The 12,691-nt window shown below is 69.9% G+C and carries 14 protein-coding genes; 6 read left to right on the top strand and 8 right to left on the bottom strand.

What is annotated here, in order from left to right:
• The first annotated feature begins 9 nt into the window (after positions 1–9).
• Entirely contained in the window at positions 10–924 is a 915-nt protein-coding gene (locus OG714_RS37095) for a deoxyribonuclease IV (RefSeq protein ID WP_406127671.1), read from the top strand.
• 11 nt (positions 925–935) lie between these two features.
• On the opposite strand, the gene OG714_RS37090 is transcribed toward OG714_RS37095, so the two are convergent.
• Positions 936–1,550: a sulfite oxidase-like oxidoreductase gene (locus tag OG714_RS37090; protein ID WP_406127669.1), complete on the bottom strand. Its 615-nt coding sequence runs from the start codon at positions 1,548–1,550 to the stop codon at positions 936–938.
• A gap of 157 nt (positions 1,551–1,707) precedes the next feature.
• Here OG714_RS37090 and bfr point away from each other — a divergent pair, with 157 nt between their 5' ends.
• Positions 1,708–2,184: a bacterioferritin gene (bfr, locus tag OG714_RS37085; RefSeq protein WP_019062355.1), complete on the top strand. Its 477-nt coding sequence runs from the start codon at positions 1,708–1,710 to the stop codon at positions 2,182–2,184.
• A 6-nt stretch (positions 2,185–2,190) separates the two neighbouring features.
• Here bfr and OG714_RS37080 read toward each other — a convergent pair whose 3' ends face one another.
• Both OG714_RS37080 and OG714_RS37075 read right to left on the bottom strand, forming a co-directional pair.
• Positions 2,191–2,451 carry a bacterioferritin-associated ferredoxin gene (locus OG714_RS37080; RefSeq protein WP_406127668.1) on the bottom strand — a complete coding sequence of 87 codons (261 nt, stop codon included), beginning with the start codon at positions 2,449–2,451 and terminating at the stop codon, positions 2,191–2,193.
• 152 nt (positions 2,452–2,603) lie between these two features.
• Positions 2,604–3,956: a class II 3-deoxy-7-phosphoheptulonate synthase gene (locus OG714_RS37075; RefSeq protein ID WP_365309847.1), complete on the bottom strand. Its 1,353-nt coding sequence runs from the start codon at positions 3,954–3,956 to the stop codon at positions 2,604–2,606.
• Between the two features lie 63 nt (positions 3,957–4,019).
• On the opposite strand from OG714_RS37075, the gene OG714_RS37070 reads away from it, so the two are divergent.
• Together OG714_RS37070 and OG714_RS37065 are read left to right on the top strand one after the other, a co-directional pair.
• Positions 4,020–4,121, top strand: a complete 102-nt coding sequence (locus OG714_RS37070; protein WP_406127666.1) for a trp operon leader peptide — start codon at positions 4,020–4,022, stop codon at positions 4,119–4,121.
• A gap of 96 nt (positions 4,122–4,217) precedes the next feature.
• Positions 4,218–6,098, top strand: a complete 1,881-nt coding sequence (locus tag OG714_RS37065; RefSeq protein ID WP_406127665.1) for an anthranilate synthase family protein — start codon at positions 4,218–4,220, stop codon at positions 6,096–6,098.
• Between the two features lie 245 nt (positions 6,099–6,343).
• Here OG714_RS37065 and OG714_RS37060 read toward each other — a convergent pair whose 3' ends face one another.
• The 4 genes from OG714_RS37060 to OG714_RS37045 all read right to left on the bottom strand — a co-directional run bounded on the left by OG714_RS37060 (position 6,344) and on the right by OG714_RS37045 (position 10,189).
• Positions 6,344–7,372 (bottom strand): 6-phosphofructokinase, encoded by a 1,029-nt coding sequence (locus OG714_RS37060; protein ID WP_406127664.1) that lies wholly within the window; start codon positions 7,370–7,372, stop codon positions 6,344–6,346.
• 132 nt (positions 7,373–7,504) lie between these two features.
• On the bottom strand, positions 7,505–8,182 hold the full coding sequence (locus OG714_RS37055; RefSeq protein WP_406127662.1) for a response regulator: 678 nt from the start codon (positions 8,180–8,182) through the stop codon (positions 7,505–7,507).
• Complete coding sequence (gene macS, locus OG714_RS37050) at positions 8,179–9,402, bottom strand: MacS family sensor histidine kinase (protein ID WP_406127660.1); 1,224 nt, start codon at positions 9,400–9,402, stop codon at positions 8,179–8,181. The genes OG714_RS37055 and macS overlap by 4 nt, the downstream gene beginning before the upstream one ends.
• 28 nt (positions 9,403–9,430) lie before the next feature.
• On the bottom strand, positions 9,431–10,189 hold the full coding sequence (locus OG714_RS37045; protein ID WP_406132085.1) for a lysophospholipid acyltransferase family protein: 759 nt from the start codon (positions 10,187–10,189) through the stop codon (positions 9,431–9,433).
• 192 nt (positions 10,190–10,381) lie between these two features.
• Between OG714_RS37045 and OG714_RS37040 the strand changes: the two genes are divergently transcribed.
• Together OG714_RS37040 and OG714_RS37035 are read left to right on the top strand one after the other, a co-directional pair.
• Positions 10,382–11,194, top strand: a complete 813-nt coding sequence (locus tag OG714_RS37040) for an alpha/beta hydrolase (RefSeq protein ID WP_406132084.1) — start codon at positions 10,382–10,384, stop codon at positions 11,192–11,194.
• On the top strand, positions 11,187–11,804 hold the full coding sequence (locus OG714_RS37035; protein WP_406127659.1) for a hypothetical protein: 618 nt from the start codon (positions 11,187–11,189) through the stop codon (positions 11,802–11,804). Before OG714_RS37040 ends, OG714_RS37035 begins: the two co-directional genes overlap by 8 nt.
• A gap of 14 nt (positions 11,805–11,818) precedes the next feature.
• Here OG714_RS37035 and OG714_RS37030 read toward each other — a convergent pair whose 3' ends face one another.
• Entirely contained in the window at positions 11,819–12,583 is a 765-nt protein-coding gene (locus tag OG714_RS37030) for an endonuclease/exonuclease/phosphatase family protein (RefSeq protein WP_406127657.1), read from the bottom strand.
• Positions 12,584–12,691 lie beyond the last annotated feature (108 nt).

Here is a 12,691-nt window from a genome sequence, read left to right as displayed (position 1 = left end):
CCTGGACGGGTGAGCAGCGAGTCCCCTTCCAGCGCCCCCGAGTTCTCCTCCCGCGCCCCCGAGTTCCCTTCCCGCAACCCGGTCGGCGGCCATGTCCCGGTCGCCGGCGGCCTCCACTCCGTGGGCCTGTCCTACGCCCGTGAGCTGGCCGCCGAGACCGTGCAGGTCTTCGTCGCCAACCCGCGCGGCTGGGCCACCCCGGTCGGGAACCCGCGCCAGGACGAGGAGTTCCGCGCGGTCTGCGAGGCCGAGTCGATCCCGGCGTACGTGCACGCCCCGTACCTGATCAACTTCGGCTCGCACACCGAGGCCACCGTGGAGAAGTCCGTTGATTCGCTACGGCACTCGCTGCGGCGCGGGCGGGAGATCGGCGCGCTCGGTGTCGTCGTGCACACGGGGAGCGCGACGGGCGGGCGGGAGCGGTCGGTGGCGCTGGCCCAGGTGCGGGAGCATCTGCTGCCGCTGCTGGACGAGTTGACCCACGACGACGACCCGTTCCTGCTGCTGGAGTCGACGGCCGGGCAGGGGTCCTCGCTCTGTTCGCGGACCTGGGACTTCGGGCCGTACTTCGAGGCGCTGGACTCCCATCCGAAGCTGGGCGTGTGCCTGGACACGTGCCACATCTTCGCCGCCGGGCACGATCTGACCGGCCCGAGCGGGATGCACCAGACCCTCGACCTGCTGGTGGACACGGTCGGCGAGGGACGGCTGAAACTGATCCACGCCAACGACTCCAAGGACGTCGTCGGCGCCCACAAGGACCGGCACGAGAACATCGGCTCCGGTCACATCGGCGAGGATCCGTTCCGCGCCCTGATGACCCACCCGGCGACCGCGGGCGTGCCGCTGATCATCGAGACGCCCGGCGGCAGGGAAGGGCACGCGGCCGATGTGGAGCGGCTGAAGAAGCTCAGGGACGCGTAGCCCTTAGAGACTCACAGCTCGGGACCCTCGCCGGGCCCTTCCTGGTACGAGTACCGCTGTTCCTTCCAGGGGTCACCGACGTTGTGGTACCCGCGTTCCTCCCAGAACCCCCGCCGGTCCGCCGTCATGTACTCGACGCCCCGGACCCACTTCGGGCCCTTCCAGGCGTACAGGTGGGGGACGACCAGGCGGAGCGGGAAGCCGTGTTCCGCGGTGAGGAGTTCGCCGTCCTTGTGGGTGGCGAAGATGGTGCCGTCGGCGGCGAAGTCGGCGAGCCGGAGGTTGGCGCTGAAGCCGTACTCGGCCCAGACCATGACGTGGGTGACGGCCGGTGCCGGCGGGGCGGTCTCCAGGATCGTGCGGGCGGGGATGCCGCCCCATTCGGCGCCGAGCATGCTGAACTTCGTGACGCAGTGCAGATCGGCCACTACGGAGTCGTAGGGCAGAGCCGTGAACTCGTCGTGGTTCCAGCAGTGCTTGTCGTCGTCGGCGGTCGCGCCGAAGACCCTGAACTCCCAGCGCTCGGGGCGGAACTTGGGCACCGGCCCGTAGTGCGTGACCGGCCAGCCCCGTTGGAGCCGCTGGCCCGGTGGAAGCTCGGACTGCTCGACCCCTCTCTGACCCATGACTCCATCCTGACAGACCGGGGGTGGTGCACATGACCGGCTCTGGGCCGATTCGGGCAACTCCTACTAAGCATGCACTTACTGGACGATCTCTTCGCGCCGGTGCAATCATGCGGCGCAACCCGCCAGTTCCCCCGTTTTGGAAGGAGCCTCTGCGATGCAGGGCGACCCCGAGGTCCTCGAGTTCCTGAACGAGCAGCTCACCGGTGAGCTGACCGCGATCAACCAGTACTGGCTGCACTACCGCATCCAGGACAACAACGGCTGGACCAAGCTCGCCAAGTACACGCGTGAAGAGTCCATCGACGAGATGAAGCACGCGGACAAGATCACCGAGCGCATCCTGATGCTCGACGGTCTGCCGAACTACCAGCGGCTGTTCCACGTCCGGGTCGGCCAGACGGTCACCGAGATGTTCCAGGCGGACCGCCAGGTCGAGGTCGAGGCGATCGACCGCCTCAAGCGCGGTATCGAGGTGATGCGCACGAAGGGCGACATCACGTCGGCCAACATCTTCGAGGACATCCTCGAGGACGAGGAGCACCACATCGACTACCTCGACACGCAGCTCCAGCTGATCGAGCAGCTCGGCGAGGCGCTCTACATCGCGCAGCAGATCGAGCAGCCCAGCTAGATCCCGCTAGGCCGCGTCTTCCAGATCGGCCATTCCCGCCACTCCGGCCAGCTCGGCGAGTATCGACTCGCCCTGGTCGGCCGCCTCGCGGCGCGGGCAGGCGCCCCGGCCCAGCAGGGCCTGGATACGGCGTACGCACGACCCGCAGTCGGTGCCCGCCTTGCAGGCCGACGCTATCTGCCGGGGGGTGCAGGCACCGCCCTCCGCGTGCTTCGCGACCTGCGCCTCGGTCACACCGAAGCAGTTGCAGACGTACACGCGGGTCACCTCCCGGGCGGGATCGAAGGTCGTCGTGCCATCCCGTTAATCGGTGAGGCTAACCTAACCTTACCCGCCACGCAGCAGCTGTAAAAGTGCCGTGGGGCGGGGATCGTATGTGATCCCCGCCCCACGGCACACTGCTGTAACAGGTGAAACGGCTACTGGTCCCTGTACATCTCGGCGACGAGGAAGGCCAGGTCAAGCGACTGGCTGCGGTTGAGGCGCGGGTCGCAGGCCGTCTCGTAGCGCTGGTGCAGGTCGTCGACGAAGATCTCGTCGCCGCCGCCCACGCACTCGGTGACATCGTCACCGGTGAGCTCGACGTGGATGCCGCCCGGGTGGGTGCCGAGGCCCTTGTGGACCTCGAAGAAGCCCTTGACCTCGTCCAGCACGTCGTCGAAGCGGCGGGTCTTGTGACCGGAGGCCGCCTCGTACGTGTTGCCGTGCATCGGGTCGGTGATCCACGCCACGGTCGCGCCGGACGCGGTGACCTTCTCGACCAGCTCGGGCAGCTTGTCGCGGACCTTGTCAGCGCCCATCCGCACGATGAAGGTGAGCCGGCCGGGCTCGCGGTCCGGGTCGAGGCGCTCGATGTACTGGAGCGCGTCCTCGGCCGTCGTCGTCGGGCCGAGCTTGATGCCGATCGGGTTGCGGATCTGGGAGGCGAACTCGATGTGCGCGCCGTCCAGTTGACGGGTGCGCTCGCCGATCCACACCATGTGCGCGGAGACGTCGTAGAGCCGGCCGGTGCGGGAGTCGACGCGGGTCAGGGCCGACTCGTAGTCCAGCAGCAGCGCCTCGTGCGAGGAGTAGAACTCGACGGTCTTGAACTCCTCCGGGTCCGTGCCACAGGCCCGCATGAAGTTCAGCGCGCTGTCGATCTCGCGCGCGAGCTGCTCGTAGCGCTGGCCGGACGGGGACGACTTCACGAAGTCCTGGTTCCAGGCGTGCACCTGGCGCAGGTCGGCGTAACCGCCGGTGGTGAAGGCGCGGACCAGGTTGAGCGTGGAGGCGGACGCGTTGTACATCCGCTTCAGGCGCTCGGGGTCCGGGATGCGGGACTTCTCGTCGAAGGCGAAGCCGTTGACCGAGTCGCCGCGGTAGGTCGGCAGCGTCACGCCGTCACGGGTCTCGGTGCCCTTCGAGCGCGGCTTCGAGTACTGGCCGGCGATCCGGCCGACCTTCACGACCGGCACGGAGGCGGCGTACGTGAGGACGGCGCCCATCTGGAGCAGGGTCTTCAGCTTGTTGCGGATGTGGTCGGCGGACACCGCGTCGAAGGCCTCGGCGCAGTCGCCGCCCTGGAGGAGGAACGCCTCTCCCTTGGCGACGGCCGCCAACCGGGCGCGCAGCTGGTCGCACTCGCCCGCGAAGACGAGCGGCGGATACGACTCGAGGTCCGCGATCACTGCGCGCAGAGCCTCGGTGTCGGGGTACTCGGGCTGCTGCGCCGCGGGCAGGTCTCGCCAGGTGTTGCCAGCGCTGGCGCTGGTCTTAGCGTTCACGGTCACGCCCTCAACATTACGGGGTCGTGTCGACTCGTTTTCGCGCGGCTCGACAGGTGAGACGCCCTGATGCTCACCTGTGCGTGGGGTAGGGTGCGCGTCATGTTCGCGCATTCGACCCAGAACACGATCCAGAACTGGTGGTGGACCGCTCATCCGGCGGCCCACTGACTGCGCGTACTCCCAGTACTCCGCGAAGGCCGCCCGAGGGGCGGCCTTCGGTGTGTCCGGGGTCCGTTCCTCTCCACGAGAAGGAACCAAGGACCCATGCATCTGGACGACCTGCTCCGCGATCCCCGCCCGTTCGCCCTGCTGCGCCGTCACACCCCGGGCCACGACCACGACGTGATCGAGCTCATGACCGGCCCGGTCGCCTCCTACGACCGCCTCGCCGACCTCCCGGCCGAGGGCCTGGCCCTGATCCCCTACCGCCAGATCCGCGAACGCGGCTTCGACGTCCGTGACGACGGCACGCCCCTGTCCTTCCTCACGCCCGAGGAGTCGTACGAGATCCCGCTCGCCGACGCCCTGGACCAGTTGCCCGCGCACGACGTCCGAGTCGAGAGCGGCGGCTTCGACGTGGACGACGAGGCCTACGGCGAGATCGTCGGGCGGGTGCTGCGGGAGGAGATCGGGCGGGGCGAGGGCGCCAACTTCGTCATCCGGCGGACGTACGAAGGGGAGATCCCGGGGTACGGCAGGGCCGAGGCGCTGGCGTTGTTCCGGCGGCTGCTGGTCGGGGAGCGGGGCGCGTACTGGACGTTCGTCGTGCACACGGGCGAGCGGACGCTCGTGGGCGCGAGCCCCGAAGTACACGTCAGGATGTCCGGCGGAACCGTGGTCATGAACCCGATCAGCGGGACGTACCGCTACCCCACCGAAGGCCCCACCCCGGAGCATCTGCTCGCCTTCCTCGCCGACGGCAAGGAGATCGAGGAGCTGTCGATGGTCGTCGACGAGGAGCTCAAGATGATGTGCACGGTCGGTGACATGGGCGGGGTCGTGGTCGGGCCCCGGCTGAAGGAGATGGCCCATCTCGCGCACACCGAGTACGAGTTGCGCGGCCGGTCCTCGCTGGACGTGCGCGAGGTCCTGAAGGAGACGATGTTCGCGGCGACCGTCACCGGGTCGCCGGTGCAGAACGCCTGCCGGGTCATCGAGCGGCACGAGGTCGGCGGGCGCGGCTACTACGCCGGTGCGCTGGCGCTGCTCGGCCGCGACTCCGGCGGCGCCCAGACCCTCGACTCCCCCATCCTCATCCGCACCGCCGACATCGACCCGGCCGGCCGGCTGCGGGTACCGGTCGGCGCGACCCTCGTCCGCGGCTCGGACCCGGCGAGCGAGGTCGCGGAGACCCACGCGAAGGCGGCGGGCGTCCTGGCGGCGCTTGGCGTACGACCGTCGCGGCCGCGGAGCGAGGACACCCACCCCCGGCTCGCCGACGACCCGCGTGTACGGGCCGCGCTCGACGGGCGCCGCTCCTCGCTCGCCCCGTTCTGGCTGCGGATGCAGGAGCGGACGGAGGAGCTGACCGGGCACGCGCTGGTCGTCGACGGGGAGGACACCTTCACGGCGATGCTCGCGCACGTGCTGCGCTCCAGCGGCCTCGATGTGACCGTGCGGCGGTACGACGAGGAGGGGCTGCGGGAGGCGGTGCTCGCGCACGAGGGGCCCGTGGTGCTGGGTCCTGGACCGGGCGACCCCTCCGACACGGCCGACCCGAAGATGCGGTTCCTGCGGGCGCTGACCGCCGAGGTCCTCCGGGAGAACCGGCACGGCGTCCTCGGCGTGTGCCTCGGACACGAGCTGATCGCGGCGGAGCTGGGCCTGGACATCGTACGGAAGGAGGTTCCGTACCAGGGGGCGCAGACGGTGATCGAGCTGTTCGGGCGGGCGGAGACCGTCGGCTTCTACAACAGCTTCGTGGCGCACTGCGACGACGAGGCCGCCGCTGAACTGGCCGCCCATGGTGTGGAGTTGAGCCGGAGCGCGAGTGGCGAGGTGCACGCGCTGCGCGGGCCTGGCTTCGCGGGCGTCCAGTTCCACCCCGAGTCGGTGCTGACGCTCAACGGGGCAGCTGTCGTACGGGAGTTGGTGGGTCAGTTGCGCGGGACGAGCACGTTCTCGGAGCGGCGGCCGGCCGTGTAGTCGAGGACGTTCGGGAAGGTGACGAGGCGGGCCAGGGGCCCACGCCCGTGAAGCGGCCCTCGCGGAGTTCGGCGACGGAGTACGGGGAGCAGGAGGAGACCCTGGCCACCGTGATGCCCAGGCACCGGGGTGAACGCACCGCCCGGGGGCTGCGCCCCCGGACCCCCGCTTCGGCCCTGGACGTGCCTCGTCCTCAAACGCCGGACGGGCCGAGAGCCCGGCCGGCGTCGAGAGCGTGCCGGGGTTCAGCCGAAGAACACCCCGACCTCCTCGTACAGCTTCGGGTCGACCGTCTTCAGCTGGGCCGTGGCCTCCGCGATCGGTACGCGGACGATGTCCGTGCCGCGCAGGGCGACCATCTTGCCGAAGTCGCCGTCGCGGACGGCCTCGATGGCGTGCAGGCCGAAGCGGGTGGCGAGCCAGCGGTCGAAGGCGCTCGGGGTGCCGCCGCGCTGGATGTGGCCGAGGACGGTGGTGCGGGCCTCCTTGCCGGTGCGCTTCTCCAGCTCCTTGGCCAGCCACTCGCCCACCCCGGACAGGCGGACGTGCCCGAAGGAGTCGAGGGTCCCGTCCTTCAGTACGACGTCGCCGTCCTTCGGCATGGCCCCCTCCGCGACGACCACGATCGGGGCGTACGACGCCTTGAAGCGGGAGGTGATCCAGGCGCACACCTGGTCGACGTCGAAGCGCTGCTCGGGGATGAGGATGACGTTCGCGCCGCCCGCGAGGCCGGAGTGGATGGCGATCCAGCCGGTGTGGCGGCCCATCACCTCGCAGACCAGGATGCGCATGTGCGACTCGGCGGTGGTGTGCAGCCGGTCGATCGCCTCGGTGGCGATGCCGACGGCGGTGTCGAAGCCGAAGGTGTAGTCGGTGGCGGACAGGTCGTTGTCGATGGTCTTCGGTACGCCGACGCAGGGCACCCCGCTCTCGTCCCACAGCCGCGCGGCCACCCCGAGGGTGTCCTCGCCACCGATCACGATGAGCGCGTCGACCTCCTGCGCGGCGAGGTTGGCCTTGATCCGGCCGATGCCGTTCTCCAGCTTCAGCGGGTTGGTGCGGGAGGAGCCGAGGATGGTGCCGCCGCGGGGCAGGATGCCGCGCACCGCGGGGATGTCGAGCCGGACGGTGTCGCCTTCGAGTGGACCTCGCCAGCCGTCCCGGTAGCCGACGAAGTCGTAGCCGTACTCCTGTACGCCCTTGCGGACGATGCCCCGGATGACGGCGTTGAGTCCGGGGCAGTCGCCGCCTCCGGTCAGTACTCCGACGCGCATGGAAATATCCCTTCGCCGCGGTTTCCTGTGAGAGCCACGCTAATGGTGATCCAGGTCACAGAGGGATGGGCGGGAAGGTCAATTCCGAGATCAAGTGCGGTGAATTGTCGGGGAGTTGATCTACCGGGCTGCCTACGCGTCGTCGAGGCCGCGCTCTATCGCGTACCGGACCAGCTCCACCCGGTTGTGCAACTGGAGCTTGCCGAGCGTGTTCTGGACGTGGTTCTGGACCGTGCGGTGCGAGATGACCAGGCGCTCGGCGATCTGCTTGTAGCTCAGGCCCTTGGCGACGAGACGCAGCACTTCCGTCTCGCGGTCGGTCAGTTGGGGTGCCTTGGGCTGGTCGCCGTCGGTGGCCGGTGCCGGGTCGGAGGCCAGGCGGCGGTACTCGCCGAGGACCAGTCCTGCGAGCCCGGGGGTGAACACCGGGTCGCCGACCGCCGTCCGGCGCACCGCGTCCAACAGCTCTTCCGTGGAAGCCGACTTGAGCAGATAGCCGGTCGCGCCCGACTTCACCGCCTCCAGCACGTCGGCGTGCTCGCCGCTCGCGGAGAGGACCAGCACGCGCAACGCCGGGTTGGCGCCGACCAGTTCCTTGCAGACCTGGACGCCGGGCATCTGCGGCAGGTTCAGGTCGAGGACGAGGACGTCGGGGGCGGCGGCCTTGGCCCGGCGCACCGCCTGTTCGCCGTCACCGGCGGTGGCGACCACGTCGAAGCCGGACTCGGCCAAGTCGCGGGCGACGGCGTCGCGCCACATCGGGTGGTCGTCGACCACCATGACCCTGATCGGGCCCTGCTGCTCACTCATCGTGTCCCCGCCTTCCCCCGTGCTTTCGGTACCTTCAGCTCAACTTCCGTGCCCTGCCCGGGAATCGAGACCAGCTCCGCGCTGCCCCCGAGGTCCCGCAACCGCCCCCGGATCGACAGGGCGACCCCGAGCCGCCCCTCCCCCTCGGCCTGCGCGAGCCGTCCCTCGGGGATACCGGGCCCGTCGTCCCGTACGGTCACAACGACCTCCCCCGGCTCGTCCTCGACCAGGATCCACGCACGCGCGTCCTCGCCGGCGTGCCTGCGCACATTGTCCAGGGCGGCCCCGACAGCGGCGGCCAGCTCCTTCGCCGCGGGCGCGGGCAACGGCACCGGAGCCCCCGGCTCGGCAAAACTCACCTTGGCGGCGGCGTACGGCGCGAGCAGCCCCCGCAGATCGACCGGCCCGTCGTCGTCCGCCTCGTCCACTTCTACTTCCACGGCCCTCACGACCGCGCCCTCCACCGCGTCCAGCGAGACCCGGGACACGGGCACCAGGGCGCCGGAGACCAGGGTGCGCAGCGCGATCTCCTGCTCGCCCGCCATCCGGCCCAGCTCGCCCGCCTCGCCGCCGAGCACGGCACCGCGCCGCTGCACCATCGCCAGCACCTGGAGGACGCCGTCGTGGATGTCGCGGGCGAGGCGCTCGCGTTCCCGGGTGGTGGCCTCGATCTCCAGGGCGCGGGCGAGGGTGCGCTCGGAGGCGCGGGCGACCTCCACGACGTAGCCGATGGCGATGGAGGCGACCCAGACGAGGACCACGTTGTGGACGGTGTCGCGGGCCGGGGAGCCGCGCTCGATCAGGTTGGCGACGGCGACCGGTGTGGAGGCGAACGCGGCCCAGCGCCAGCCGCCCTTGATGGCGTAGGCGAGGACCGAGCCGGCGGTCCATATCGACGGCAGCGTGGGGCCGCCGCCCGAGATGTGGTGGTCGTCGGCCGCGAGCGGGGTGAGGACGATGCCGGTCAGCGCGATCGCGAGGTCGACGGCGAGGAAGCGCTTGGTGCAGGCGACCGCGCTCTGCACCCGGGGCAGGGTGGCGAGGGTCCAGACGAACAGGACGACGTAGAAGGCGATGGCGATGCCCGGACGGTCGAACTCGTCGTAGGCGGAGACGAACAGCCCGATCGCGTACAGCATGGTCAGCACGCGGTAGCCGCTCAGGGCACGCCACAGCGGCTGCTCGACGGACATTCTGACGACACGCACCTGCTTGGCCATGGTCCCCACCCCCGACAGACCGCCCCGCCTAGGGGCTGGTCTGTTCCTTCTCCGCCTGTGCGAGTGCGGCCTTGGCCGCCTTGTCGGCCGCCTTCTCCGCGTCCTTGTCGGCCTTCGCCGCGTCCGCGATCTGCCGCTTGGCGGCGGTCGCGTAGATGTCGACGTACTCCTGGCCGGAGAGCTTCATGATCTCGTACATGACCTCGTCGGTCACGGCGCGGAGGACGAAACGGTCGTGCTCCATGCCGTTGTACCGGCTGAAGTCGAGCGGCTTGCCGATCCGGATGCCGGGCCGCATGAGCTTCGGCATGACCTTCCCCGGCGGCTGGATCTTCTCCGTGTCGATCATCGCGACCGGGATGACCGGAGCGCCGGTGGCGAGCGCCACGCGCGCGAGGCCGCCGGGTTTGCCGCGGTAGAGGCGGCCGTCCGGGGAGCGCGTGCCCTCCGGATAGATACCGAACAGCTCACCGCGCTCCAGGACGTCGATCCCGGCCTTGATCGCGGCCTCGCCCGCCCCGCGCGCACCGGAGCGGTCCACGGGGAGCTGGCCGGCGCCCTTGAAGAACGCGGCCGTCAGCTTGCCCTTCACCCCGGGCGTCGTGAAGTACTCGGCCTTCGCGATGAAGGTCACCTTGCGGTCCAGGACCGCGGGCAGGAAGAACGAGTCCGAGAACGAGAGGTGATTGCTCGCCAGGATGGCGGCGCCCTCGTCCGGAATGTTCTCCATGCCCTCCACCCAGGGTCGGAAGGCGACCTTCAGCGGTCCCCCGATGGCGACCTTCATCGTGCCGTACAACAACCGAGTGCCTCCCGTTTCCGTCGATCAGACCTTAACCCGGAGCACTGTCAAAGGACCCGACGACCCTGGTCGGTGTCAGTGCGGTCGCGTACGGTTAACCGCACCTGGACTTGTTGAGACCCCTCTCATGAACACGCGTCTCACCATCACGCCCTTCTCATGAACAGGAGACCGAAGGTGCCGGTCCTCCCCGGAGCCGAGCCGTACCGCCACGAGGGCGGGGAGGTCGGAGTTCTCCTCTGCCACGGCTTCACCGGTTCCCCGCAGTCGCTGCGCCCCTGGGCGGAGCATCTGGCCGAGCGCGGCCTCACCGTGTCGCTGCCGCTGCTGCCCGGGCACGGCACCCGCTGGGAGGACATGCAGCTCACCGGCTGGCAGGACTGGTACGCGGAGGTGGACCGCGAGCTGCGCGCCCTGCGCGAGCGCTGCTCGCAGGTCTTCGTCGCGGGCCTGTCCATGGGCGGCGCGCTGGCCCTGCGGCTGGCCGCCAAGCACGGTGACGAGATCAGCGGTGTCGTGGTCGTCAACCCGGGCATCAAGGTGCACGGCCTCGCTGCGTACGCCCTTCCGGTGGCCCGCCATCTGGTGCGTACGGCGCCGGGTATCGCCAGCGACATCGCGAAGGAGGGCAGCGAGGAGGTCGGGTACGACAAGGTGCCGCTGCACTCCGCGCACTCCCTGCGCAATTTCTTCCGGCTGGTCGACCGCGAGCTGCCGCAGGTCACCCAGCCGCTCCTGCTGCTGCACAGCCCCCAGGACCATGTGGTTCCGCCGGCCGACTCGGCTCGTGTCCTCAGTCGGGTTTCCTCGGCCGACGTGACGGAGATCCTGCTGGAACAGAGCTACCACGTCGCGACGTTGGACCACGACGCGGACCGGATTTTCGAGGAGAGCTTCGCGTTCATCGGCCGGCTCGCACCCAGTGCCGGCAAGCAGGCGTCCGACACGGGCCGGGTGAGCGAGCAGGAAGGGACGGCGACAGGTGGCTGAGCACGACTCCGACCGCGAGGGCCTCGAACCGGACGAGCAGGGCGTCCCGTTCGACGAGGAGGCCGCGTGGGCCGCGATCGTCGCCGGGTACGGCGAGGAGCCCAAGGATCCGCCGGGTGCCAAGCCGTTCAAGTCGATCGAGGATCTCGCGCTGCTCGATCCCGAGAAGAACGACGAGCAGCCGAAGGCCAAGGAGCAGGACAAGACCAAGGACAAAGAGGCGGCCAAGGACAAGGAAGCCGAGGAGCCGCCGGCGCCCGCGAAGCCCTTGGGCAGCTCGGTCTCCTTCGCGCCCGGTGTCGGCGGTCCCCGTGACTACACCTCGCCGGACTCCTCCGAGGGGGACTTCGACGAGGACGACGAGGGCCACTTCGTGCCGCCGGAGCCGCCTCCGCTGCCGGACGCCGACACGACGGCCAAGTTCGCCTGGCTCGGGGTGATCGGCGGCCCGATCCTGCTGCTGCTGGCGGTGCTGCTCGGCTGGGACATGACCTGGTGGCTCGCGACCATCGGCATCGGCGGGTTCCTGGGCGGGTTCGCCACGTTGGTGATGCGGATGCGGACGGACGAGGAGGACGGGGACGATCCGGGGCGGGGCGCGGTCGTCTAGTTCGTCCCGTTCCTTCAGTTCGTCCCGTTCCTTGAACTCGCGGGAATTCTGAGGGCGGCCAGCACCGGGAAGTGGTCGGTGGCCGCCCTCAAGTCCGCCTCCGTGACTCCTGGTTGACCGAGCGGCACCCCGCAGCCGAGTACCTCGATGCCCTGCGTGGCGAAGATCGCGTCGATGCGCTGGAAGGGGTTGCCGGGGATCCAGGTGTCCTCCTCGCCCCAGGGGGCGGTGGCCCAGCAGTCCTGAAGTTCCTTGGCCAGGCGTCCGAAAGTCCGGCCGTCGGGGCGGTCGTTGAGGTCGCCGCCGGCGATCACGTGGTCCACACCCATGCCGGCCAGCCGGTCGAGCAGCATGCCGCCCTGTTCGTAGCGCTCGTCCTGGCGGAGGCTGAGATGACAGCTGAGGACTCCGACACGGGCGGCTCCGAACCGTACGACCGCGGTGGCGAAGCCGCGGCGGTGTTGGCCGGGGGTGAGCGGCAGGAGTACGTCCTCCGTGCGCTCGACCGTTGCCCGGAGCGAGCACAGGAGGGCGGGGCCGGCTGCGGTGGCTCCGCCGGAGAGGACGACCAAGCCTGAGGCGGACGCGAGGCGGGCCAGTTTCTTGCGCCAGCGGAAGAAGAGGGGGGCCTCTTGGATCAGGACGAGGTCCGGGGCGCAGGCCTTGATGACGCGGGCCAGGGCGGCCGTGTCGTCGCGCATGGAGCGGATGTTGTAGCTCAGGACCCGGATGACTGCCGAACCGTCGGGTTCGGTGCGGGAGTTGGGGAGCGGCGCCATGTGGATCAATCTACGCCCGACAGCTCGGGGCGCGAGGTAGGTGGGCGACTGCCGGTCGTACGTGGCTGGTCGCGACCGCGGGGCGGTAGCCGCTATCGGCTACCGCCC

The sequence above is a fragment of the Streptomyces sp. NBC_00989 genome (genome assembly GCF_045162655.1).
Classification (GTDB): Bacteria; Actinomycetota; Actinomycetes; order Streptomycetales; family Streptomycetaceae; genus Streptomyces.
Note: the sequence above shows the minus strand (reverse complement) of the source record. Positions and strands in the feature narration are given on the sequence as shown.